Below are 23825 nucleotides of genomic sequence, written 5' to 3'. Positions count from 1 at the left end.
TACACTATTGGGGTATGACTTACCTCAGTACAAATCACGATTTTTACCCACAAAAAAGGAGCCATCTGGCTCCATTTTTATATTCATTGGTCAGTCTATTATGCTGCTTTTGCCACATCAAAATTGGATAGCAACATCACAGCTGTACGGCCTAATAGGTGGTTGATCGTGCGATCGCCCGCTAAGCCTAACTCAGCAATCGCTTGCTGACGCGCTGTACTCACCGCTCTAAAGAGGGTAATTTCATTATTTGCACCACCACAAAGACTAAAGAACAGTCTTAATACTGCGCGGTAATGCTCTTCCTGCATTGCCTGCATCCAGGATGTTTCCAATGCCTCTTGGCTAGAAAAATCCAGCGCAGCAACAAATAGATTGCCGATACGACTATCCAAACGAACAAGAAAATCGCTTTTGCGTGGAAAATGGTGACTAATACCTGTGCGACTAATACCCGTTGCTTCAGATAACGTAGTATAAGACATAGTCTCAAAGCCGATAGTCAAAATTTGTCTTAACGCTTCATCCATAATTTGATTTATGGTTTGCTCAGTTTGTACTCGCGAGCGCTTAGCCATAGTAATGTCTCCCCTCTTATTTTTAGGGGGAAAGCTTACCAAAGCCGCTCAGGGATTACTGCTGTTCACTGGGCCGTAACCAGCGTATTTCACTTTTGTTCAGCTAGGGTTCAGTTTAAAACAGGCTTCACTACTGATTTAATTAACACATTCATAACATTGAATTTTGTACCAACCAGTTATGTGCTTTTTCTTCGCCCATGAGTAAAACGAACGTCGGTTGGAGATAGTGTCCAAGATCCGCTTTTCGCCAAAATAGATATTCAGGAAGGGGTTGCAATACACTCGCGCCAAAAGTGCGTTGCATTAAGCTCGAATACTCACCTAATAATCTCGGCTCTAATTGCTCGGCTTTAGGGTAAAAATTCGTTAAAAAGTCCCGATACTCGGCAAATTTAGCCACTTGAGCAACATCGTATCGATGCAACACTTGTATCAACATTGGCGAACTCCAATGCGACAAATATTGCGGGCTTGTTAATGCATCAAGGTTGCGTCTGTGGTATTGCTGCCACGCCAAGGAAAAATCATTTTTCTCCCGAGCGATACGCCAAACCAAATAAATGTCAGCTAGCCATTCATGTTGATATGCACTCAAGTGAGTCGGTAACACAGAGCCTTGCAGAGCAAGGTTCTCCAAATGACCGAGCTCATGCCATAGGGTTAATTGCGGCTGTTCAAGCAAAGGTAATTGATAGGTCACCATATCGACACTGGCTAACTGTACTTGTGGTGTCAGCTGCTCATTCACTAAGACTAGGCCTGCAATCTTATTATCATCGACGGGCATGACCATGGCACTTCTGCGGCCTAAATCAAGCCTAAATTGTTCGAGTGTTGCAGGAAGCTGCGCCAACACTTGCTCTGGCAATAATGCCAAGCAAGTGCCAAGCTCTGGTAAAGGGCAAATCAAAGCCTGCTTATCGGCAATGGGCGTCCAAGTCAGGCTAGATGCGAATGCCAGAGCGACTAAGCTCACTGATTCGCCATGATATTTTGTATAATCGCCGTGGTTGAAATACCATCCTCAAAGCCCAGCACTTGCACTTGGCCACCGGCGGCAATCACTTCAGCGCCACCAGCAATATCCTCAAGCTTATAATCACCACCTTTGACCAGCAGATTTGGCAGCAATCGAGTAATGATGCGCTGCGGCGTATCTTCACTAAAAGGCACAACCCAATCAACAGAAGCTAAGCCAGCGAGCACAGCCATACGACGATCAACCTGATTAACTGGACGGCCTTCACCCTTGAGGCGTTTAACCGAGGCATCATCGTTTACCGCGACGATCAAACGATCGCCCAAAGCTTTCGCCTGTTTAAGATAGCTCACGTGGCCCGCATGTAAAATATCAAAGCAACCATTAGTCATCACCACACGTTCACCGCGTAGTTTGGCTTGCTCTAAGGCGTAAGCCAGTTGATCTTCACTCACCACCCCAAAACCCGATTCTCCATGGTGCAAAGCTAAAGCTTCAATAAGCTCAATGCGGCTCACGGTAGAAGTGCCAAGTTTACCGACCACAACGCCTGCGGCGGTGTTCGCAATCGCACAAGCTTGCGGTAAATCGGCGCCCGCGGCTAATGAGGTTGCTAAGGCCGAAATCACAGTATCGCCAGCCCCCGTCACATCATAGACTTCACGGGCAACGGTAGGAATGTGCAACTCAGGCGCATTAGCGGTCACTAAGGTCATGCCCTTTTCAGAGCGGGTGACTAAAATGGCATCAAAATGATGTTGCTTGAGTAAGCCACGGGCTTTTTCCAGCAGGTCGGCTTCAGAGGTCACAGTGCCAACAACTGCTTCAAACTCGCTCATATTTGGGGTAATGAGCGACGCGCCATGATAACGACCAAAGTCACTGCCCTTAGGATCGACTAATACCATCACACCTTTCGAACGCGCTAAAGCAATAAAATCTCGCGGCTGATCGATAGCGCCCTTTGCATAGTCAGATAGCACCACGACATCGACAGAATCGAGTAAGGCCTCGGATTGTTTCAATAAACGCACGCTATCGGCCTTGTCGAAGGCTTCTTCGAAATCGAGGCGGATAAGCTGCTGATTACGTGATAACACCCGCAGCTTAGTGATGGTTGGTTTATCAGTAATACTTAACCATTGGGGTTCAACCCCTAAAGTTTGCACACCGAGCGTTAGGGCATGGGCAGTATCATCTTGGCCGACGAGCCCGGCAAGTTGGACTTGCCCCCCTAAGGTCGCGATATTGAGCGCCACGTTGGCCGCGCCGCCGGGTCTGTCTTCGACTTGATTAATCTTCACCACAGGTACGGGGGCTTCAGGGGAGATACGTCCCGTAGGGCCAACCCAATAGCGGTCTAACATCACATCGCCGACGACTAACACTCTGGCTTTTTCAAATGCTGGCAGAGAAACCTTCATAGTGCTCTTATCTTTATGCAGAAATTAAACCGTGATTGTACCTAATTTTCAGCAAAAATTGAGTTAGAATGAGCAGTAATTTTCAAAAGTAGTGAGTATTTTTGTGGTCGAGAAAGCCGAGTTTTCATCTTCTTTATATCATCCTAAGCATTGGCCCATGTGGTTTGGCGTATTTTTGATGCGTTTAACTCAGCTTCTACCGCTTCCTTGGCAGATGACGCTGGGTAAGGGATTGGGTCGCTTAGTGATGAAATTCGCAGCTGGCCGCACCCACACAGCGCGCCGTAACTTGACCCTCTGTTTCCCTGAAATGACGGAAGCACAGCGAGAAGATTTACTCACGCGTAACTTTGAAGAAACGGGCAAAGCCATTTTCGATACCATCAATGCATGGTGGTGGCCCGATGAAAAAGTGCAGCAGCACATGAGTATCAAAGGCGAAGAACACGTGCAAGACACCCTCGATGCTGGCCACGGAGTTATCCTCTTTGCCGTGCATTGTTTGCCGCTGGAAATGGGCGCACGTATCTTCGGCCAATTCCAACCCGGCGTGGGGGTTTATCGCCCACACAATAATCCTGTGATGGAATACCTGCAGGTCAAAGGCCGTTTACGCTCCAATAAAGGTCTCGTTTCTAAACGCGACTTGCGCCAAATGATACGCTGCCTACGCAATCCCGATGTGATTTGGTACACGGCCGATCAAGACTTTGGCCGTTCCAGCGCGGTATTTATCCCATTTTATGCCATGCCAGATGCGGCAACGATTACCGGTGCCACCACGTTAGCTAAACTCGGCAAAGCCAAAGTCCTGCCTTTTTTTGTGGAACGTACTACAGATGATAAAGGCTATCGAATTGAAGTGATGCCACCGCTGGATAATTTCCCCGGCGAAGATGAATTAGCCGACGCGATTCGCGGTAACAAGATTATTGAATCCATCATAGATAAAAACCGCGCCCAATATATGTGGTTACATCGCCGCTTTAAGACCCGTCCCGACCCAACGGACAAATCTTTATATCAATAAGCTCAATTAGCTTTGAATACAAAAATGCCAGCAAATAAGCTGGCATTTTTTATGGCGACTTTCGATAGTAAGGACCATCTAGCACATAGGATTAGAGCGCATTCTCAGTCGGTAAACGAATACCTACATTAGTGACTTTGCCTTCATATAGCCCCGCCACCACCCAATGCAACGATTGCCAGTGGAACTGATCCCCAAGTACAGGATTGGCGCCAAGCTGAGATACCACAAGGTCTGCGACTGTCATATCATCAGCGAGATTATCTAAACTCAAACCATAAATAGGCGCGAGATCCGCAAGCTTAACGTCTGTTTCAATAAAGAAATCACCGAAGAATCGTTGTACTTCTTTATTTTCTGGCGCTTGGCTAAAGAGGTTACTCAAGGCTTCTAAACTTTTCTCCTGACCCAGCACACAGAGTATATCGCCCGCCTCGAGACGAGTGCTACCCGATGGATGCAGCAAAGTGTCATCCCTAAATACCGCCGCAATCCGTGTCCCATCTGGCATAGCCAAGCGCTTTAGCGGCTCACCAATACACCACTTACTTTCACTCAAACGATAGACAAACACTTCCCATTCGCTGCTCGGGTAAATTTCAACTCCCGAGCGCGAAACGGGTAACGGCTTTGGGGGCAGTTCCACCTTAGCTAAACGCGCTGCAGTGGTCAAAGATGCACCTTGAACCAGCAACGACACTAATACAACGAAGAAGGCTAAGTTGAAGTACAACTGAGCACCCGGTAAGCCCGCCATCATAGGGAATACTGCTAAGATGATAGGCACAGCGCCGCGTAACCCCACCCAAGAAATAAACCAGCGGTCGCGACTGCTAAAGCTCTTAAATGGCAATAGACTGATCCATACGGCGACAGGGCGAGCAAATAAAATCATTCCGAATGCCAGAGCAAAACCTGGGATCATGATATCGACTAAATCTGAAGGGGTAAGCAATAACCCTAATACGAGGAACATGCCGATTTGACTGACCCAAGTCATACCATCCAGTACGTTCAAAATCGCATGACGGCCACGGGTTGGCTTATTGCCGAGGAACAGACCCACTAAGTAAATCGACAAAATACCGCTACCACCCAGTTTATTGGACGCAGCATAAATAATCAGACCACCGCTTAAAACTAAAATAGAGTACAGACCATCAGCTAACTTGCTTAAATTGACGAGCTTCCACAGCATCCAGCCGCCGCCCAAACCTAAACAGATCCCCAGACCAAATTGCTTAATAAAGCTAATAAGCATAAAGCTGAAGGACAACTCACTGTCGACATTGGCAAGAATGGCAATCAAGGTTACGGTTAAGAATACCGCCATGGGATCGTTACTGCCGGACTCAATTTCTAAGGTCGCACCAACCCGCTCATTAAGGCTACGCCCTTTAAGCAGGGAAAATACCGCGGCGGCATCGGTCGAGCCCACAATCGCGCCCACCAGCAAACCTTGCAACCAATGCAAATCGAACAACCATGCTGCCATCATGCCGGTGATACTGGTCGTAATGGCAACGCCAAAGGTCGCCAACGATAATGCAGGCCATAGCGCCACCCTAAAACTGACAACGCGGGTGCGCATACCGCCATCGAGTAAAATAATCGCTAAGGCTAAGTTACTGACTAAATAGGAAGTTGAATAATCATCAAACTGGATTCCACCAAGGCCATCTTCGCCAGCCAAAATACCCACAGCGAGGAAAATCAATAAAATAGGGATGCCCAAACGGGAAGACATAGGACTAAGTAAAACACTCACTGCTGTAAGCAAGGCGCCAATCAGAAAAAAACTATTGATGGAATCTGCATCCACAAACGCCTCCTTAATACAGGTTGTTTAGTTAAACGATAGACAAATCACCGAGGTTAAAAATGACTCAACTCACAATTTTATGATTTTATATTAGCACAAAAATATCGAATTATTGGAGCGTTAAATATTAAATTTCAATCATCTACATAAAAAATGTCATAAAAACAACTTTCTATTAACCTTTAGATAAAGGCTAACGTAAAACCTAAAGGATAGCAGAACATCTCCACACGACTTAATAAGAATTAAAATAAATAAATATCAAATAGTTAAAAATAACAAACTGAACGTAAACTCAAATCATTCAAGCAAAACTCAGCTCACAAACCTGTATAAACTAACGGTATCATGACCAATTTAGTGTCAGATAAAATAATGTCGTGTAAAGAGTGAATATTTGAACATTATCCTTAAGCTAATTGTTTTAACTCCATTTATTTGCCAATGAGATGATTTAAACTCACTTTATCCGATGAGCAATAGCCTTGTCAGAAAATGACCACACACTGTTTTCCCAAAACAAATCAATTCAGTTCCAGTAACGCCATACATGCTCGCCATTCAAACAGACACGTTTTAGATTGGTTAACACTGCAAATATTTATCATCAAGCAGGAAGGCATACACAAGACAATTGAGTACAGCAGGTTTTAACGACAAGACTAAATACTGACAATTGACGCCGCCAAGGAAAACCGTTAAAACAAAAAATTAAGCGATAAATACGCCGTACTGATCATATTTCAGTTGAAATAATGTCCAAAATAAGGAAGGATGCGAGCTTCGCGCGCCAGTGCATTTTGCTCGTCAAATTGCCGCTCTCGTTTTAAGAGAGAAAGCTGCGTTAAACACGCTTTTTTATTAACAGGAATCGTAGTATCCGCTTATGAGTATGCTTCGCACCACAGCTTTATTATTGACTTTGGTTTTCCCTAGTCTGTCCGCTTTAGCAACGGAATATCCTTTACCAGCCGCCCAAAGCAGGCTAATTGGCGAGAACCAGTATTATACGGTTCCAGAGGGTAAACACACTCTCGAAGATATCGCAGCCAAATACCAGCTTGGTCTCAGTAACTTACTCGAAGCTAACCCAGGTGTGGATCCATTTCTGCCAAAACCAGGTAGCCAACTGATCATTCCATTGCAATTGATCCTGCCAAACGCTCCCCGTGAAGGCATAGTGATCAACGTGGCTGAAATGCGTTTATATTACTATCCCAAAGGCAAAAAGACTGTTGAAGTATTGCCTATTGGTATTGGCCAAATCGGTAAAGACACACCAGAAAACTGGGTGACCACAGTACAACGCAAGCGTGCGAATCCAACTTGGACACCCACACCGCGCATTCGTAAAGAATATGCTGCTAAAGGTGAAATCCTGCCAGCGGTATGGCCAGCGGGTCCAGATAACCCTATGGGACTGTATGCGCTGTATATCGGCAACTTGTATGCGATTCACGGTACTAACGCAAGTTTCGGTATCGGTTTGCGTGTCAGTCAAGGTTGTGTGCGTTTACGCCATGAAGATATCGAACATCTATTCAAGACTGTACCAGTGGGAACTCGGGTACAATTTGTGAACCAGCCGATTAAAGCAACCGAAGAGCCAGACGGTAAACGCTACTTAGCCGTGCATCAACCATTGTCTCGCACTGTGGCGGAGTTTGAATCAAATGAGCCCGTTGCGATATCACTGCCAAAAGAGATCGCTAAGTTTATCGCTAAAGCTGACACTGATTCTTCTGTGATCAAGAAGCTACTCGATGAACGTACTGGTGTGCCAATGCGAATTAATCAATAATTCACTGGCGAATATCACCTAAAAAAATACCCGCAATCTGCGGGTATTTTTTTGTCATGTCAGGCTATTCACTAACGTAATAGACTAAAATATCAATCACATAAAGGTGCACACAGGGCCAAGAAGTGAGTCATAGCAGCACTGTTTGCTAATACGCGTTGATCGAAGTTTTGCAACGCAGGCGTTTCAGTACAAGCACCGACACGAGCACCACTTCGTACTAAACAAGCTTCAAAAGACGTATCAAAATGATTGAAGATCAAACCATCCTTAACAGGACACCCATCAATCTCACCGTCTACCTCAATCGGGAAATAACCACCTAAAGTATCGCGCAGATCGAGACTAAAACGTCCTGGCACTTGGCTTGGCTCAAAAGAATACACATAGGCTTCACGACTCAAGACATCTTCATGGCAAGTTAAAATACCGTCTCGACTCGCAGCAAGCAGTAACTGTGCGTGTTCTAACAATAGCTTACCTTCAACCGATGTATGTTCATTCGCTTTAGGTTTACCATTCTCAAATACAAAACCACGATTTGGGTTTTCGCCGTATTTATTAAATCTATGACCACGACTGAATCCAGTAGGATTGACGAGAGGCAATAAACTCAAGTTCACCCGTTCAAATAGGTCTGCTGAAGCTTCACTCAAAAAATGCAACAAACCCCATGGGCCTGCAGATTCTTCGCCATGAAATCCTGTGCTGATCAATAAAGAAGGTAAGCCTGACTTAGCGGCCGGTGACTGATACAAGCTAACATCGTATTTACCCACTTCACCCAATGTTTTCTCAACCATGCCCAAACGGGTCATTTCCTGCTCAAGCAGCAGATAGAAATTATCAATATCAGTGCTTTCACAGTTAAAAATATCGCTTTTCCACTGAAAGGATTCGAACGGAGATCTGCTTACCATATCTTGTACTTATGCCAGAAAAAGAACTGTGCCATCATAGCAGTTCTTTTCAAAAACTGAATGCTATTCAACTGATTTCGATGAAATCCGAGCAGTCGTCGACAGTGGTGCAATCTGTATCGATACCTGCGAATGTATCAATTGCCTGTCGTTAATGGTATCCAGCTTGAGTAAGACATTTAACAAATTAAAAAATAAGCTCGGCAGGACGCCCTTATGAACACTCAAATCACCTTTTTTATCGCCCTTTCGGCCAGTGTTTTCAGTCATACGCTACAGGCCCAATGTCGCGCTGAGCAAGATGCACAAGCCTTATATGCGCTCGAAGCGAATATAGAGACCTATACGCTACAAAATGGCCTAACAGTGCGATTACTGCCCATGGCAGATAAACAAACAGTCACAGTCGCCAGCCAATTTAATTTAGGCGCCCGCAACGAAGCCCAAGGTCAGAGCGGTTACGCCCATCTGTTTGAGCACATGTTGTTTAAAGGGAGTAAAAATGCCCCCGGCGATACCTATGCTCAGCAGTTCAGTGCTTTAGGTGCACGTTTTAATGCCAGCACGCATTTTGACTACACCAACTACTATGTGACGCTGCCAAACCAAGCATTAGAATTGGGCTTATATCTCGAAGCCGATCGCTTTATCCGCCCTAGCCTTAACGCCACTACGGTTAAAAATCAACAGGAAACCGTACTGCAGGAAATGGCACAAACCATAGATAATCAGCCCTATATCCGCAGCGCGATGGTGTTTTTACTCGAGCAAGTAAAAGGTACTCCCTACGGTCACGGTATTATTGGCAGCCGCGAAGATATCTTGCAAGCCACGCCAGAAAACCTAACGGCCTTTCACCGTGATTATTATCGTCCCGATGCGATGCAGCTTTCCCTTGTCGGCAAACTAAGCCCACAAACCCGACAATGGATTGAGCAAAATTTTGCGGCTTGGTCTAGGCCAACGATTGCTGAACCTGAATTTTCTGAGTTAACAATCCAGCCTAAACAAGTACATGCTGAGTTAGTGGATGAGCGCGGACCTTGGCCCGGATTACTGCTCGCTTGGCATACAGTAGGTAAAGATCACCCCGATGCTGCGGCAATTCGGCTGCTAGAAGGCTATTTATTTCAAAACACCGCCAGTGCACTCGCTAAACTCAGTCTGCATAATCCCGAACAAATGCTCAGCTATTCCCTGCCCTTTGAGTTAGAAAATCACGGCATAGCGAATATCGTCTTGGTTCCACGGGCACGGACCTCACTCGATGCCTTAGTGCAAAAAGTGTTGGGACTTGTGGCACAAACGCAGCAAGATGCTCTGGATGAAGCAAGTCTTTGCACACTTAAACAAGTGTGGTTAAACAATCAATTACAACAACTGGATGACACACAGGCCTTAGCCATCAAGCTTTCCGCAACGTCGGCTCAAGATAAAGACCATCCCTTTACCGCGCAGTGGCAACGGATCAACGCAGTCACGACCGACGATATCCAAAGCGTCGCAAAACGGTATTTCAACCAAGATTATGTCCGAGTCGACCTACTGCCACCTTGGTATATTCGCTGGGGTAAAACGCTACTGGAATGGCTGCCTAACGATATGAGTGACAGTTTAGAGGATGCGGTATTATGACGACTCAGACAATGTCAAAGCAGCTACAAGGCTTAATGTTCTGCGCTGTGGCTTTATCACTAAACGCCTGCCAGCAGACGCAAATCGTCTTCACGCCGAGCGAACCGCCGAGTTTGGCCCATTTTGAAACGCCAAACTCTTTAGCCCATTCTTTGCCTAGCTCTTTGAACAGTCATTTACCCAAAAGCGGCGTCATTATCCCCGTAACGGATGAAATTTTTACCGATGAAGTCCATACCGAATTGGATTTACCCTATCAGTTACATCGCCTTGCCTCAGTTCAAATGAATAACAGTGTGAGCAACAGGGTCAGTTTAGCGGCTGTGAGCCCGCAAGTTCCCTTCAATAATCCTGATATTTTACAGATTGCCTTTCAAGAAAAGGCCCGCGCACTTGCCATTAGCCGCTCAGATCCCTGTCTTGAAACTTTCAGTATGCGTGTCAGCTTGCACAGCATTAATTTAAGCCTCACTTGCCCCGATGATGTTAACCATATCTACGGCTTACTACTGCAATTTTGGCAGCCAGATGCCTTTGTTGATGCGACAACCGCCCCCGTCGATGTCGACAATATTCGCCGTCAACTCAAGCTCAATAAACACTTAAACGCCTTTAGTGGCGCCGAGATAGATAAAGTGTGGCGCGATAAACTGCTCGGCCCTGAACATCCCTACAATAGAGTGATCAATAATAATGCATTGTTCGATTCGCTCAGCCTAAGGCAACTGCAACAAATCCAACAGCAGGCGGTAACACAAGCACAGTGGCATCTTTTTCTACCCAACTCTTTGGCAAATAACGCTAAATTTGACCTTCAGGCTAGCCTTAAACTGTGGCCAATATTGCCTAATTCAGTGCCGAAAGTGGATAAACTAGAGACAGTAAAGCCTCAGCAAATCAAGCGGATTTACCTTATTGATGCGCCGGGCAGCGTGCAAACCCAAGTCCGCCTAGGCTATGCCATAGATCATGTCCTAAGTGATGCATCAACTCAGCAGCTACTGAACCCACAGGAAGTCGCCTTAAGCTGTCGCAGTTTATCCGCACTCATGGGCCGCAGTTTTTCGGGCAGACTCTACTATGATTTACGGGAAAAACGCGGCCTCACCTATGGCATCTACGGCCAATGTGCTAATGCACCGCTCTCCAGCAGTATCAAGTTTTATGGCAGTACAGCCATAGAACATACGGGCGCGTTTGTGGTGGGGATAGTAGATCACCTAACACTCGTTAAGACGCAAGGTGTTAGCCAAGGTGAAATCGATGCACTTAAAACCTATTTGATCGGTGAAGATTTGCTCAGCCAAGACAACAGCATTCAACGTGAAAATCAATATATCCACCAAGTCGCGACAGGATTAACTCGAATTGATGTGCAAAAGCTGAATGCAGAGTTGCAGGCTCTAACGCCCGAAAGGCTGCAGCAGTTAGCCAACGCGGCGTTTAGCGGTGAGCCATTGATTATCTTGCGGGGCGATGTTGCTCGAATTCTTCCTGACTTAAAAACTAAGCTACCAGAGTGGCAGTTTGAAAGGGTCAAGGTTGGCCGAACTGACAACTAAAGCCAAATTATCCTTCTAAAAGATTCAAATGCGCGATCGACAGATTAAAGCTTATTGGTCGCATTGTCGCTGGCAGGCGGTGCGCCATTATCACCCTGCGTCATCTGTTCATGGCCTTGTTCCATTTGTTGTAAATCTTCCATCGCCGAATCCTGCTGCATGATCTGCGGATCAGGATCATCTGCCGGTAATACCGCCATATTGTCGGCATTCGCGCTATTTGGCGTAGCAGGTTGATCAGGAGCCATACCATTTACTGCCTTAAGCCCCTCGATTGCCGGAGACACCTCAGTTTTCAGCGGGCTGTCACTAAGATTCGGTAACCACTCACGCAATTGCTCTGGTCCAAAACTAAAACCTAACGCTATGACGACAGTTGCCACAGCAACATACAGCCAAGGGCGAATCGCCAGATGATCACCTCTTAGTAAAGTGCTTTCACTGGCATATAAATGCGCATCCGAGCGTTGAGCTATTGGCGCGAGTGCTTGTAGCATGTCCGGCAAGGCATCAAGTTCAGGACCTTTAATACGCTGACCAATAAACTGCCCGCCTTCGTAAATCTCCATCTGATGACTGGCGACTTCACCGTCAACCACACCAGAACTGGTAATAATCAACTTATTACAACAGACTCTTCCGCGAAATACGCCACAAACCCGCAGCTCATGACAACTGACTTCACCAGAGATCTCGCCGCCAAGTTCGATCTTAATTTGTCCTGCTGATCTAATCTTGCCCTGCAATTTACCCGCAATGAATGCCGCGCTCTCTAACTGAATGTCGCCCTCAATCAAGGTTTGCGCACTGATAACCGTAATGCCATTGCCCTTACTCGCCATAGGATTCATTCCATATCATTATTTTTGTGACAAAGATGTTATGGTAAAAGTCCTCGAGAATAAAGCACTGGTTTCGCTTAGTATTTAACCTAAGCCCCAGAGCGGGACTTAAGTCACGCCAGCGACTATGTTACCCTGAGCATCTTGCCATATGGCTCCCGAGTACCTGAATATGAGTAACAGGATGCCTCAAAAAGGTGAGTATTGATATCGCACTAAAACAAAGCTAAAGAACACACTAGCAGCAAACACCGAAAACAAACCGCCAACGAGACCCCGACATGGCACATTCAAACTCCGCTAGCTCGCAATCGATAACCCCAATCGTGACACCACTTGAAGCGTATCGCGCCAAGGTGAGCATAGATCTCATTGACGATCCCGCGCAGCAACAGGCGGTGTTGGCGCTCGATGTGCTATTTAAGCAGTTGATGCTACAGCCACATTCAGCACAGTTTTCCCTTATCAACAAACAAGCAATCAAAGGTCTGTATCTGTGGGGCGATGTGGGTCGGGGCAAAACGTTTCTGATGGATTTGTTTTTCGATTGCTTGCCGAGTGAAGGCAAGTTAAGACTGCATTTTCACCGATTTATGGCGCGGATACACGAAGCATTACGCGAACATTCGGGTAAACGAGATCCGTTAACTCTCATAGCTAAAAATCTCGCAAAAGAGTGCAAGGTGCTGTGTTTCGATGAGTTTTTTGTCTCGGACATTGGCGATGCCATGATACTCGCAGGGCTCTTTGAATGCCTATTCAAACAAGGTGTGGTGCTGGTCGCCACCTCAAATATTCCTATTGAGCGCTTATATGAGAACGGCCTAGCTAGGCACAGATTTTTACCTTGCATCCAACTGCTGCAAACACACACTCAAATGCTGCACCTCAATGGCAACCAAGACCATAGGATGCACGCTAGCAATCCTTCATTAAACAACGAGATTGGCATTGATAGCGCTGAAGTTAACGCCTCGATTTCCCGCAATATCGGCATTACCGGAACACTCGATTTTGAGCAGATTTTTGACAAGCTAGTGAATAGGTTAACGCCAAATACACCCAATATGAGCGCTATTGGCATTAGTGATAGCAGAATGAGTAATACTAGCCTCACCATCTGCAACCGTGAAATTCCAGTGATCCGCGCCGCTATAGCACCAACAGGCAACTCAGTCGCTTGGTTCGATTTTTATGCCCTATGTGACGGCCCGAGATCCCAACTCGATTACATCGAAATCGCCAGTCGATTTAAGATCTTAATGGTAAGCGGCGTTCCCAAATTAGGTGGCGAAGTGAAAAGCTGGATCCGTGCCCGCGGCACAGAGGACGGTACAGGTGATAACCAAGCCGCAGCCACGGGCGAGCGCAAACTCTCCTATGCGGCCAACGACGACACAGCACGGCGCTTTATTAGCTTGATTGATGAGTTATACGATCAAAATGTCAGCTTATATCTCAGCTGCGACGTGCCACTGAGTGAACTCTATCAAGGTGGTGCACTCAGTTTTGAATTCCGCCGCACCTACAGTCGATTAATAGCAATGAGTCGAAGTGAATGACCGTAAAACATTAGCGATTTATCGCTCTGTTGAGTTAGACCAAAACCCTAATATTGATAAGCGAGAAGTTAACCATCACGATAAAAATTCGAGGAACAATTAGTGACAAGATAATTCATGTATTCAGAATATAACAAGTCAAATACGCTATTTGCAGATACAAGCCTAGAAAGATGAATAAGTACCTAAATTGAAAATCTGCAATCATAGACAAACTAGTACAGCAAAAACATTATAATAATTAAAAATCAAATACATAAAATAGAAAATCCATCCACCATAATCGATTCAATCCACACAACTAAATGACTCATTACGTTCAATTTGCTTCTAGCTGTTGCTAACCTTGAGTTTTAAGGTACGGTGTAACTTAGTTTCAATTGTTCTAATTTACAGCCTATAGGTTTAAATCGATCAAATTTACAACCTGCAACATAAAAGCTCAAAAATATAATCTATAGTTTATGCAACCAACTAAAGACTCATGATTCTGACTAAGCGCCATGACACTTAGTTCGAAATATTCGCTAGAAAATATTAAGAACTGCCTTAAACGGAACTCTTTTAAATACAGGGACGATTAACTTATGTGGTTACGACAATTTAAGATTGGCTCACGATTAATTGCTGCGTTTGGATTACTTGCTCTTGTGTTGCTACTTCAAGGAATCATGTCATTACAGACAATGTCATCCATGCGATCCACTGCAGAAGAAATTGAAGATAATACCCTACCTACGCTGGTCAGTCTGTCGAGCATCAACCTCAATGTGATGCGCGCTAGGGTGTTTACATTTCGCCTGTTATTAGCAAATTCGGCTGCTGAACTTAACAAAGGACTCGATACATTAAGGCAAATCCGCCAGAGTATTAAAACGGATCAAAAAAACTATGAGCCTTTAATTAGCCTGCCAGGTGAGCAGGAGCTCTATCAAGAATTTAGTGGCAGCCTTGATCTGTATTTAAAGCATCAAGATGAGATGATCAGCAAGCTACAGGCGAATGATGCAGCCGAAGCTAAACGGATCATGGATGATGTCATGATAGTGCAAGCCGAAAAAATGACAAAGACGCTCATTAGCATTGGCAGCTTGAATACTGAATATGCAAAGGAACAAGGTCAAATAACTGCACAAGCCTACGACGAGAGTAAATGGCTAAACAGCATTATGATAGTGGGCTCCTTAATCGCTGCATTTGTAGTGGCAATATTTTTAACTCGCAGTATCGTGCAGCCAATGAAGGAAGCTGTAGGCATTTCAGTAGCAGTCGCAAGGGGGGATTTAACACAGAAAATCAGTACAGAGGGTAAAGATGAAACCAGTCAACTGATGCAATCATTAGCTGAAATGCAGCAAAACCTGCGCGACACTTTATCCCATATAGCAAACTCCTCTAGCCAGCTCGCCTCCGCCGCCGAAGAACTCAATTCCGTCACTGAAGATGCTTCCCGCGGCATACAGCAACAAAATGATGAAATACAGCAAGCGGCAACTGCGATTACCGAAATGAGTTCGGCAGTAGATGAAGTTGCCAATACGGCGGTGCTCGCTTCAGAAGCCTCTGAAGAAACCGCCCGCAGTACCGAATTAGGTAAAAAACAGGTAGATCAGACAGTCGCAGCCATTATCGACATGAATCAGGATGTGACACAAAGTTCACAGGTTGTTCAAACCTTAGCGATTCAAGCGAGGGATATAGGTAAAGTTCTCGATGTGATCCGCGCCATTGCTGAGCAAACGAATTTACTGGCCTTAAACGCAGCCATTGAAGCGGCGCGAGCAGGCGATACAGGCCGTGGTTTTGCGGTTGTTGCTGATGAAGTTCGTGCCCTAGCCCATCGCACTCAGTCCTCGACCCGTGAAATTGAAGACATGATTAACAAAATCCAGCACGGCACCGAAACGGCAGTGCAATCAATGCAGCACAGCGGCCAAAAGGCTGAACAGGCACTCTCAGTCGCAAGATTGGCAGGGGATGCATTAAACACGATTAATCGCCAAATCAGTACGATGAATAACAGCAACATGGTCATCGCAAGCGCCGCCGAAGAACAAGCGAAAGTCGCACGTGAGGTCGATAAAAACATTGTGAATATTAGTGATCTTGCCAGCCAAAGTGCTGCGGGGGCACAGCAAACCAGTGCCTCGGCACATGAACTCTCAAGACTCGCCGTTGAACTGAACAATCTACTGACGCGATTTAAAGTCTAGAGTATCGCTTTATAATGGAATCAGAGGGTAATGGCGCAAGATGTGTTCAACCGTTACCCTCAATGCATAACGCTATGATCTAGTTTATTAAAGCATTCCATAATACAAGCAAGACTCAAGAGTGCTAGGATCGAGTTTGTGGTGCATGATTAAAGTGCATAGCCAGTTCACTGATATCAGTGGCAACCCATTCTGGCTCGATACACTCGATCAAATGCGCCGCCATAAAGTCCACCAGTTGCATGGCGGCATAGGGCAAACGGCGATCTTTACGGCCAACTAGATACCAGTTACTTTCGAGCGGAAACCCCGTAACAGTTAGAATTGCAGGTTTTTCGCGCCCTTCTTGCAAGGTATGCGCCGAAATCACCGACAAACCTAAGCCCGACGCGACGCTCAAGCGTATCGCCTCATTACTCTCGATTTGCATAGTGTCACCGAGCGTGATGCCTTGGCCGCTGCACCAAGACTCGAACATTAAGCGGGTGGCTGACCCCGGTTCGCGAACGATAAAACGCTCATTTTTAAGCTCGTTAAAATTCACTTGTTCACGACCCACAGCCCAATGCTCCTTTGGTGCAATCAGTTGCAGCGGATTTTTGATGATGCGTGCAGATAACACGTTATCGCCACTTGGAGGATGACTGAACAGGTATAAATCATCTTCTTGACGTTCAAATCTGCCTAATACATGGGCACGGTTACCAATGTTTAAGGTCACTTTAACCTGTGGAAACTGCCGATAAAATGCCCCTAAAATCCGTGGTAACACGTATTTTGCGGTAGTGACAATACCGATATTAATGTGACCGACACTGCCACCTTTAGCCTGCTGCATAAAAGCATCGAAATCCTCAAAACGACTCAAGGTATCGCAGGCTGCGCGGTACAACTCATTACCAATCAAGGTCGGTAACATGCGGCCATCACGACTCTCGAGTAATGGCTCGCCCAACACATCGGCCAGTTTTTTAAGCTGTAATGACACTGTGGGTTGAGTTAAATGCAATGCCCTCGCCGCTGCGGAAATATTACCTAACCGCACCACTTGCACATACACCTGCAGTAACCGAAAACTCAAATGCCGCAATTTAAGCTGAGTCGATGACGAACGCTTATCCATAGACAATTATCTATACCTAGGTGGTAAACAATTTATTTTTCAATATAACTAATTAGGTCCAAAATCACCAGCCATCAGGATCACTCGACAAACAAGCGCGTTTTGAACCGCTTAAAAGTCAAACTTAATGAGATACCTATGCCCGATATTGTCATTGCATTTTTCGCCTTAGGCCTGTTAGCTGGCCTAGTGAAATCAGATCTTAAAGTCCCCCCCGCGATCTACGAAACCCTATCCATACTGTTAATGCTTACCTTAGGTTTAAAGGGCGGAATGGCGCTCCACGGTCACACTCAAAACTTAGTGATCACTGAGCTGTTAGCGGTTGTTGCCTTAGGTTTGATTATCCCCTTGGCCTTATACCCTGTACTAACTCGGCTGGTTCGCATTGGCCATACCGATGCCATTAGTATTGCCGCCCATTACGGCTCCGTCAGTGCGGGAACCTTTGCGGTGGTGATGGCTATGGTTGAAAAATCTGGACTGATCTTAAGGCCAGAAACGACCCTATATCTCGTGCTGCTGGAACTACCTGCTATTGTCGTAATGCTCTGGTTACACAGATACTTAAGTGCCAAAAAAGCAATTGAAACATCACCCAAAAATGAAACTCAATCAAGCGTGTTGCACGAAGCCTTAACCAGTCGTGGCGTTGTATTACTCCTTGGCGGTGTGGTGATAGGTTGGCTTTATGGCCCAACGGGACTTGCGTCGCTCACACCTGTGCTACTAGGCGGATTCAAAACCTTACTGGCATTATTTTTACTGGAAATGGGCTTAGTAACGGCCAAAGTGTGTTTGCCGCTACCACTTAAACAATGGCGCTTATTAGTGTTTGCCGCCGTAGCGCCCTTTGTATTGGCTTGGTGTGGTATTGGTGTAGGCGTTTGGTTGGACTTACCTTCAGGCAGCATTTTAGTGTTAGCGGCATTAAGTGCCAGCGCATCTTATATCGCAGCGCCTGCGGCCATTCGTGCCGCAATCCCCGAAGCCAATATAGGTCTGGCTATGCTAGCCTCACTCGGGATCACATTTCCGGTTAACGTGCTAATTGGCTTACCTTTATATCAACACTGGGTCATGCTCATTACGGCTTAATGGCGCAGCTTAGTACTTCTTCGCCGAATAAAGTCCAATGAAAGGGGGGCATTATTGTCTCCCTTTTCATTGGCATAAGCGTAAACAATTTAAGATGCATCACTGTGATGTGCAGCTTTATTCTGATACATGGCTTTATCAGCGGAATCTAACAGATCCTCTAAGCTCATATCTGAATCCGGTGTCCAATGGGCGATACCTATGCTGGTCGCCAATCTATGTTGCTTAGGATGCTGTTGATTATATTGCTCAAGTAACTGCTTAAAACGCTCGATGACCCGATTGACTGTATCTCTATGCACAAAACTTAGCAGCACCACAAACTCATCGCCGCCAAGCCTTGCGATCACATCCGACTCCCTAAAAGCGGTCATTAAGATATGGGCAAAATCATATAACACCTGATCGCCCTTGCGATGACCAAAGCTGTCATTCACTTCCTTAAAAAAGTCGAGATCGAAGAATACTAAGGCCGCCTCAGATTCGGTACGTCGACAACTCGCCAGTGACTGATGGGCCAGTAATTCAAAACCACGTCGATTCGAAATCGTAGTCAAGGGATCTAAGGTGTTTTGCGCGATAGAGAGTAATTCAGCCTCTACCATTTGTCCTAAATCCGTTAAGGTTTCAATGTCTTCAGCCGTAAAATCCCGCGGTTCAGTACCGATTAAACACAAAGTACCCACCCGATATTGCTCGTGAATGGTGAGGGGATAGCCGGCGTAAAAGCGAATATGCGGCTGCTCAGTCACCAGAGGATTGTCACTAAAGCGGGGATCTTTGAGGGCGTCGTTCACGATGAAAATGCCGTCATGATTGATCGCATGTCCACAAAATGAAATTTCCCGAGGTGTTTCAGTCACCTCCAATCCTTGGCGTGATTTAAACCATTGCCTATCGGCATCCACTAAAGTCACAACACAGATGGGCAAAGAGAAAATTCTACGCGTAAGCCTAGTAATACGATCGAAACGTTCCTCGGCATCGGTGTCGAGCACATTAAGTGCGCGTAATGTGGCCAAGCGTTGCAGCTCGTTTTCAGGAATTGTAGGTAATTGCATGGCACTCTCAGCTAACTGCTCTCATTAAACTCTAGCCTAAATGGTGTATTCTTGCGGTGTTAAGGCTGAAATTCGTATCAGCCTTAATCCCCTTAAAGACTGCACTATTCAAGCACAGCACTATAAATGTTTAACACCCGCTCAGCATGGTCTTCTACCTCTGACACTGGTAACTGCCCCGCCTTTTGTTGCAGAGTAAGTCGATGATTTTCATCCCGTAGTAAGCAATATGTCTGAGTTAAATGCTGGGCACTCATCATTGGCAAAAGTTCAAGCTCAGCTAACACACCAAAAATCCGCACATTATCAGACCAAATCGTTAGCTCTGGATACTCGTGAGCATTAGCCAGCACTAAGTACTGGGCAATAAACTCAATATCGGCAATCCCACCTGGACTCTGCTTTAAATCAAACATGCCATCACTGACTTTAAGCAAGTGATCGCGCATCTTCTGACGCATCTCACGTACCGCTTTTTGCAGCTCAGCTTTATCACGGGACTTTTCCAATACTGAAGCGCGAATATGACTGAATTTAACCGCTAAACTATTGTCACCAAAAACAAAACGCGAGCGAACTAAAGCTTGATGTTCCCAAGTCCACGCCTCGTTAGCTTGGTATTCGCCAAAACGCTCAATCTCACTGACCATCAAACCCGAGGCGCCAGAAGGACGCAGGCGCATATCCACTTCATACAACTCCCCCGAAGTGGTGCGAGTCGAGAATAAATGCAGAATGCGCTGGGCGAGTTTGAGGTAAAAATGACCAACTTCAATCGGGCGATCGCCATTGGTCAGGCCGTTTTCTGTTTTATTTTCACACAAGAAAACTAAATCGAGATCGGAGCCGTAACCCAATTCAATCCCGCCGAGCTTGCCATAACCGACAACGGCAAAGCCTGTGTCACTGCCCTCAAGGTATGCAGGCACGCCGTGGCGCACTGAAACCTGTTGCCACGCCTGCATCACCACTTGTTCTATAATGGCTTCGGCTAAAAAGGTTAAGTGATCGCTCACTTGCATCACGGGTAAAACCCCCGTGACATCGGCGGCGGCGATTTTAAGTTGTTGTGAAAGCTTAAATTGTCGCAGCGCTTCCATTTGCTGCTCCATATCATCCTCGGGCACGCGCATCATGTACTGACGCAGCTCGCTCGGATAATCGTCAATGGAGGTCGTGTCATAGAGCTGCGACGGATCGATAAGCTCATCGAGCAACATGGGAAATTTAGCCAACTGCGCGGCAATCCAAGGACTGGCGCAGCACAAGCTCACCAACTGCTGCCGCGCGCCGGGGTTTTCACACAAAAGCTCAAGGTAAGTGGTGCGAGTTAAAATCTGCTCCAGCACCTTAGACACGGGTTCAAAAGCTGACGATGGACTCTGTTGATGAATCAATTCTTCCAATAATCTTGGCATTAATTTATCTAAGGTTTCCCGCCCGCGTGGACCAATCGAACGCTTAGTCACTGTTTCGCGCCAGCTGCTGAGCATAGGGCACAGCTTGTCATCATCAATTTGCTGTTCGGCCAACAACGTAATGCCATCATCAAGGTCTTGCATGTTCCACAGCTGCGTCGTCCAATGTTCAGCTTTTTCTTCGCCTTCTTCGCCGCCCACTGTGGCTTTAAAATGACGATGGATTTTGCTCATTGCCGCTTCAATATGAGTGCGTAAATCAACCTCATTAGCCATATCGAGTACATGGCACAATCGAGCCCAATCCAATGGATTATTCGGTAAGGTTTGGGTTTGTTTATCGTCAATGGCTTGCAGCAGATTCTCAACCCGGCGCAGCAGTAAATAACTGTGTTTAAGCTCATCCACCGCCAAATATTCAAACTGCCCTAAGCTGTAAAGCGTATCGATAGCACCGAATAAACTCTGCTGACGCAACGCAGGCTCACGGCCGCCACGGATCAATTGAAAACTTTGCACCACGAACTCGACCTCACGAATACCGCCTGCACCGAGTTTAATATTGTCGGTCAAATGACGGCGCCGCACTTCTTGCGCTATGAGTTGCTTCATTTTCCGCAGGGATTCAATTGCCGAAAAGTCGATATAACGGCGATACACAAAGGGTCTCAGGAGGCTGTGTAGTTCATCGGAGAAATGGTTCCAAGGCCCGAGCGCACGCGCCTTGACCATGGCATAACGCTCCCAGTCTCGCCCTTGTTCTTGGTAATAATCCTCAAGACCACTAAAACTCACCACCAAGGGGCCACTTTCACCGTAGGGGCGCAAACGCATATCCACGCGGAACACGAAACCATCGACTGTGACTTGATCGAGCAAGTTCACTAGCCTTTGCCCCATGCGGATAAAGAATTGTTGATTATCTAAACTGCGACGACCGCCGACGGTTTCGCCATGCTCAGGAAACGTGAAAATCAAATCGATATCGGAGGAGAAATTAAGCTCGCGGCCGCCTAACTTACCCATGCCTAAAATCAGTAGCGGTTGCGGATTCCCTTCTTTGTCCATAGGCGTGCCATATTGAGCGCACATATCTTTATAGAGCCAATCGCGGGCGCAGATTACTAACGCTTCGGCTAGCGCCGACAGATCAAGCAAGGATTCCTCTAAACTGGCATAGTCTAAAAAGTCACGCCAAGCTAAACGCACCATTTGATAGTTACGAAATCGTCGCAGGGTGGTTTTAGCCATCTCCTCAGTGGTCGTGCTAGCCAGTTCTTCATGTAAATCAACATCAAAGTTTTTACGATCAATCAGGCTTAAATCGCCTGCAAACAGCATAGCGATCCACTCGGGATGTCGGCATAGTTGAGCCGCTACATAATCACTGAGTCCCAAAACCGTTTTGAGTTCTTGCTGCTGAGCAGGCGTTAATTGCGCAAGTCCTTCGGACCATGCTTCCTCTAATCGCAGCCAATTGCGTTCAGCGGTTTGATTAATAAGAATAGACAATGACTTATTACTGTCTTTTTGCATGGTCATAATAATCCCTAACAAATTTAGCTATCGACATATTATGTCGTAAATGATATAGATTGACGCCACATCATGTTATGTTCGACGAGACTTGCAGCTACCTGATGCAACACACAAATAAAGGTTTACACTTTTATCTGTGGCATTTAAGGGTACTATAACCTGCGCGGCAGGCATATTGGGCAAGCGGATTATTATTGCCTGCAAGTATTTGAGTTTTATTTCATTACCTTTTGGAGAAAACATGGCAGGAATGCTAACCCGTGTTCTCACATCGATACTTTTTTTAGCCGTTTCGCTATCGCTGACGGGTTGTGGCGATGACAGACCGGATAAAATCGCGAAGTATCAACAACTCACACAGCAACGTCTCGCTACGCTCACGACGATGATCGATGACGGCCAGTTGCGTAACGCTAATCTCTTAAAACAATACACGACACTGCTAAAGCAACAGAAACCCGATTTAGCACCCTTACTCGATGAATTAGCAAAGGATTCTGGTACCCAAGGTCCCATGTATACCTCGCTAAAACGTCGTTTAGATGAATCGAAAGTGGCGAGTAACTTTGCTGATCTCGATCAACAGCTGGCCGAAGCAGAAAATCTTTATCAAGCCGCAGATCCCAGTCTGTTTAACGATATGTTATCTGATCCCGTCAACGTGGTCGCCGATATGTCCGACGGCAAACTGGCTCGCGTAAATGCGATTAGCCGTGAGGCCGCAACATTAGCCAACGGCGGTGAAGATTTTGGTCCAGGCAGTCAATTAGTTGGTAATCCCTCTTACGGCAACTGGCAAACCGACTCAAGCGGCACTTCGTTTTGGGCTTGGTATGGCATGTATTCGATGTTTTCGAATGTCTTCAATCGCCCAGTTTCCTACGATCGTTGGTCGGGTAACCGAGGTTATAGCTATTACAATGACGTAGGTCGTTATCGCTATACCTCACCCAAACAAGCGGATGCGCAAAATAAGACTTTCGAACAAACGAAAAAACGTTTCGACTCACAAGGCAAGCGCTTTGACAGCCCTTATGCTAAGCCGCGAACTGGTGGCACGGCGTTATCCCGTGAAAGTACCAGCGCACCTAAGGCCAGCACGACAAGTGCGAGCAAGAGTTCGAACAGTAAGTTTCGATCTAACTATGCTAAAGACAGCAGTTTCCGCAATTCCAGTAATCGCACGACCCGCAGTGTGCGCCGGGGCAAGTAACT

Annotated in this window: 17 protein-coding genes; 8 read left to right on the top strand and 9 right to left on the bottom strand. The window is 46.2% G+C overall.

From position 1 onward, the window contains the following. Window positions 1-98: 98 nt before the first annotated feature. The 3 genes from KO533_RS10190 to hldE form a co-directional block, all read right to left on the bottom strand. Window positions 99-578, bottom strand: a complete 480-nt coding sequence (locus tag KO533_RS10190; RefSeq protein ID WP_006082899.1) for a TetR family transcriptional regulator — start codon at window positions 576-578, stop codon at window positions 99-101. 151 nt (window positions 579-729) lie between these two features. Continuing rightward, window positions 730-1557 (bottom strand): hypothetical protein, encoded by an 828-nt coding sequence (locus KO533_RS10185; RefSeq protein WP_219253979.1) that lies wholly within the window; start codon window positions 1555-1557, stop codon window positions 730-732. After that, on the bottom strand, window positions 1554-2984 hold the full coding sequence (hldE, locus tag KO533_RS10180) for a bifunctional D-glycero-beta-D-manno-heptose-7-phosphate kinase/D-glycero-beta-D-manno-heptose 1-phosphate adenylyltransferase HldE (protein ID WP_113939015.1): 1431 nt from the start codon (window positions 2982-2984) through the stop codon (window positions 1554-1556). Before hldE ends, KO533_RS10185 begins: the two co-directional genes overlap by 4 nt. Window positions 2985-3087: 103 nt before the next feature. On the opposite strand from hldE, the gene KO533_RS10175 reads away from it, so the two are divergent. Beyond that, window positions 3088-4014, top strand: coding sequence for an LpxL/LpxP family Kdo(2)-lipid IV(A) lauroyl/palmitoleoyl acyltransferase (locus KO533_RS10175; RefSeq protein WP_212600424.1), 927 nt, complete (start codon window positions 3088-3090; stop codon window positions 4012-4014). A gap of 91 nt (window positions 4015-4105) precedes the next feature. Here KO533_RS10175 and KO533_RS10170 read toward each other — a convergent pair whose 3' ends face one another. After that, a complete protein-coding gene (locus KO533_RS10170) occupies window positions 4106-5836 on the bottom strand; it encodes a potassium/proton antiporter (protein ID WP_219253977.1) in 1731 nt (576 codons plus the stop codon). 886 nt (window positions 5837-6722) lie between these two features. On the opposite strand from KO533_RS10170, the gene KO533_RS10165 reads away from it, so the two are divergent. Continuing rightward, window positions 6723-7637 carry a L,D-transpeptidase family protein gene (locus KO533_RS10165; protein ID WP_105251568.1) on the top strand — a complete coding sequence of 305 codons (915 nt, stop codon included), beginning with the start codon at window positions 6723-6725 and terminating at the stop codon, window positions 7635-7637. A 92-nt stretch (window positions 7638-7729) separates the two neighbouring features. On the opposite strand, the gene KO533_RS10160 is transcribed toward KO533_RS10165, so the two are convergent. Then, the gene (locus KO533_RS10160) at window positions 7730-8557 is read right to left on the bottom strand and encodes a M14 family metallocarboxypeptidase (RefSeq protein WP_219253975.1); all 828 of its coding nucleotides are present in this window, start codon (window positions 8555-8557) and stop codon (window positions 7730-7732) included. 216 nt (window positions 8558-8773) lie between these two features. Between KO533_RS10160 and KO533_RS10155 the strand changes: the two genes are divergently transcribed. Then, window positions 8774-10192: a pitrilysin family protein gene (locus tag KO533_RS10155; protein WP_219253973.1), complete on the top strand. Its 1419-nt coding sequence runs from the start codon at window positions 8774-8776 to the stop codon at window positions 10190-10192. Beyond that, the gene (locus KO533_RS10150; RefSeq protein WP_251073407.1) at window positions 10189-11754 is read left to right on the top strand and encodes an insulinase family protein; all 1566 of its coding nucleotides are present in this window, start codon (window positions 10189-10191) and stop codon (window positions 11752-11754) included. The genes KO533_RS10155 and KO533_RS10150 overlap by 4 nt, the downstream gene beginning before the upstream one ends. 44 nt (window positions 11755-11798) lie before the next feature. Here KO533_RS10150 and KO533_RS10145 read toward each other — a convergent pair whose 3' ends face one another. After that, window positions 11799-12596: a polymer-forming cytoskeletal protein gene (locus tag KO533_RS10145; protein WP_219254029.1), complete on the bottom strand. Its 798-nt coding sequence runs from the start codon at window positions 12594-12596 to the stop codon at window positions 11799-11801. Window positions 12597-12877: 281 nt separating this feature from the next. Here KO533_RS10145 and zapE point away from each other — a divergent pair, with 281 nt between their 5' ends. Continuing rightward, complete coding sequence (zapE, locus tag KO533_RS10140) at window positions 12878-14158, top strand: cell division protein ZapE (protein WP_219253971.1); 1281 nt, start codon at window positions 12878-12880, stop codon at window positions 14156-14158. A 587-nt stretch (window positions 14159-14745) separates the two neighbouring features. Beyond that, window positions 14746-16371 (top strand): methyl-accepting chemotaxis protein, encoded by a 1626-nt coding sequence (locus KO533_RS10135; protein WP_168822572.1) that lies wholly within the window; start codon window positions 14746-14748, stop codon window positions 16369-16371. A gap of 124 nt (window positions 16372-16495) precedes the next feature. Here the strand turns inward: KO533_RS10135 and KO533_RS10130 are convergent, their stop codons facing one another. After that, window positions 16496-17494 (bottom strand): LysR family transcriptional regulator, encoded by a 999-nt coding sequence (locus KO533_RS10130; protein ID WP_219253970.1) that lies wholly within the window; start codon window positions 17492-17494, stop codon window positions 16496-16498. A gap of 138 nt (window positions 17495-17632) precedes the next feature. Here KO533_RS10130 and KO533_RS10125 point away from each other — a divergent pair, with 138 nt between their 5' ends. Next, window positions 17633-18592, top strand: coding sequence for a sodium-dependent bicarbonate transport family permease (locus KO533_RS10125; protein ID WP_219253968.1), 960 nt, complete (start codon window positions 17633-17635; stop codon window positions 18590-18592). An 89-nt stretch (window positions 18593-18681) separates the two neighbouring features. Here KO533_RS10125 and KO533_RS10120 read toward each other — a convergent pair whose 3' ends face one another. Together KO533_RS10120 and glnE are read right to left on the bottom strand one after the other, a co-directional pair. Beyond that, on the bottom strand, window positions 18682-19653 hold the full coding sequence (locus KO533_RS10120; protein ID WP_219253966.1) for a sensor domain-containing diguanylate cyclase: 972 nt from the start codon (window positions 19651-19653) through the stop codon (window positions 18682-18684). Between the two features lie 104 nt (window positions 19654-19757). Beyond that, on the bottom strand, window positions 19758-22613 hold the full coding sequence (glnE, locus tag KO533_RS10115) for a bifunctional [glutamate--ammonia ligase]-adenylyl-L-tyrosine phosphorylase/[glutamate--ammonia-ligase] adenylyltransferase (protein ID WP_219253964.1): 2856 nt from the start codon (window positions 22611-22613) through the stop codon (window positions 19758-19760). Window positions 22614-22851: 238 nt separating this feature from the next. Here glnE and KO533_RS10110 point away from each other — a divergent pair, with 238 nt between their 5' ends. Then, window positions 22852-23823, top strand: a complete 972-nt coding sequence (locus KO533_RS10110) for a hypothetical protein (protein WP_105251557.1) — start codon at window positions 22852-22854, stop codon at window positions 23821-23823. Window positions 23824-23825: the final 2 nt, after the last annotated feature.

Source organism: Shewanella sp. NKUCC05_KAH (assembly GCF_019345585.1).
Lineage (GTDB): Bacteria > Pseudomonadota > Gammaproteobacteria > Enterobacterales > Shewanellaceae > Shewanella > Shewanella oncorhynchi.
Note: the sequence above shows the minus strand (reverse complement) of the source record. Positions and strands in the feature narration are given on the sequence as shown.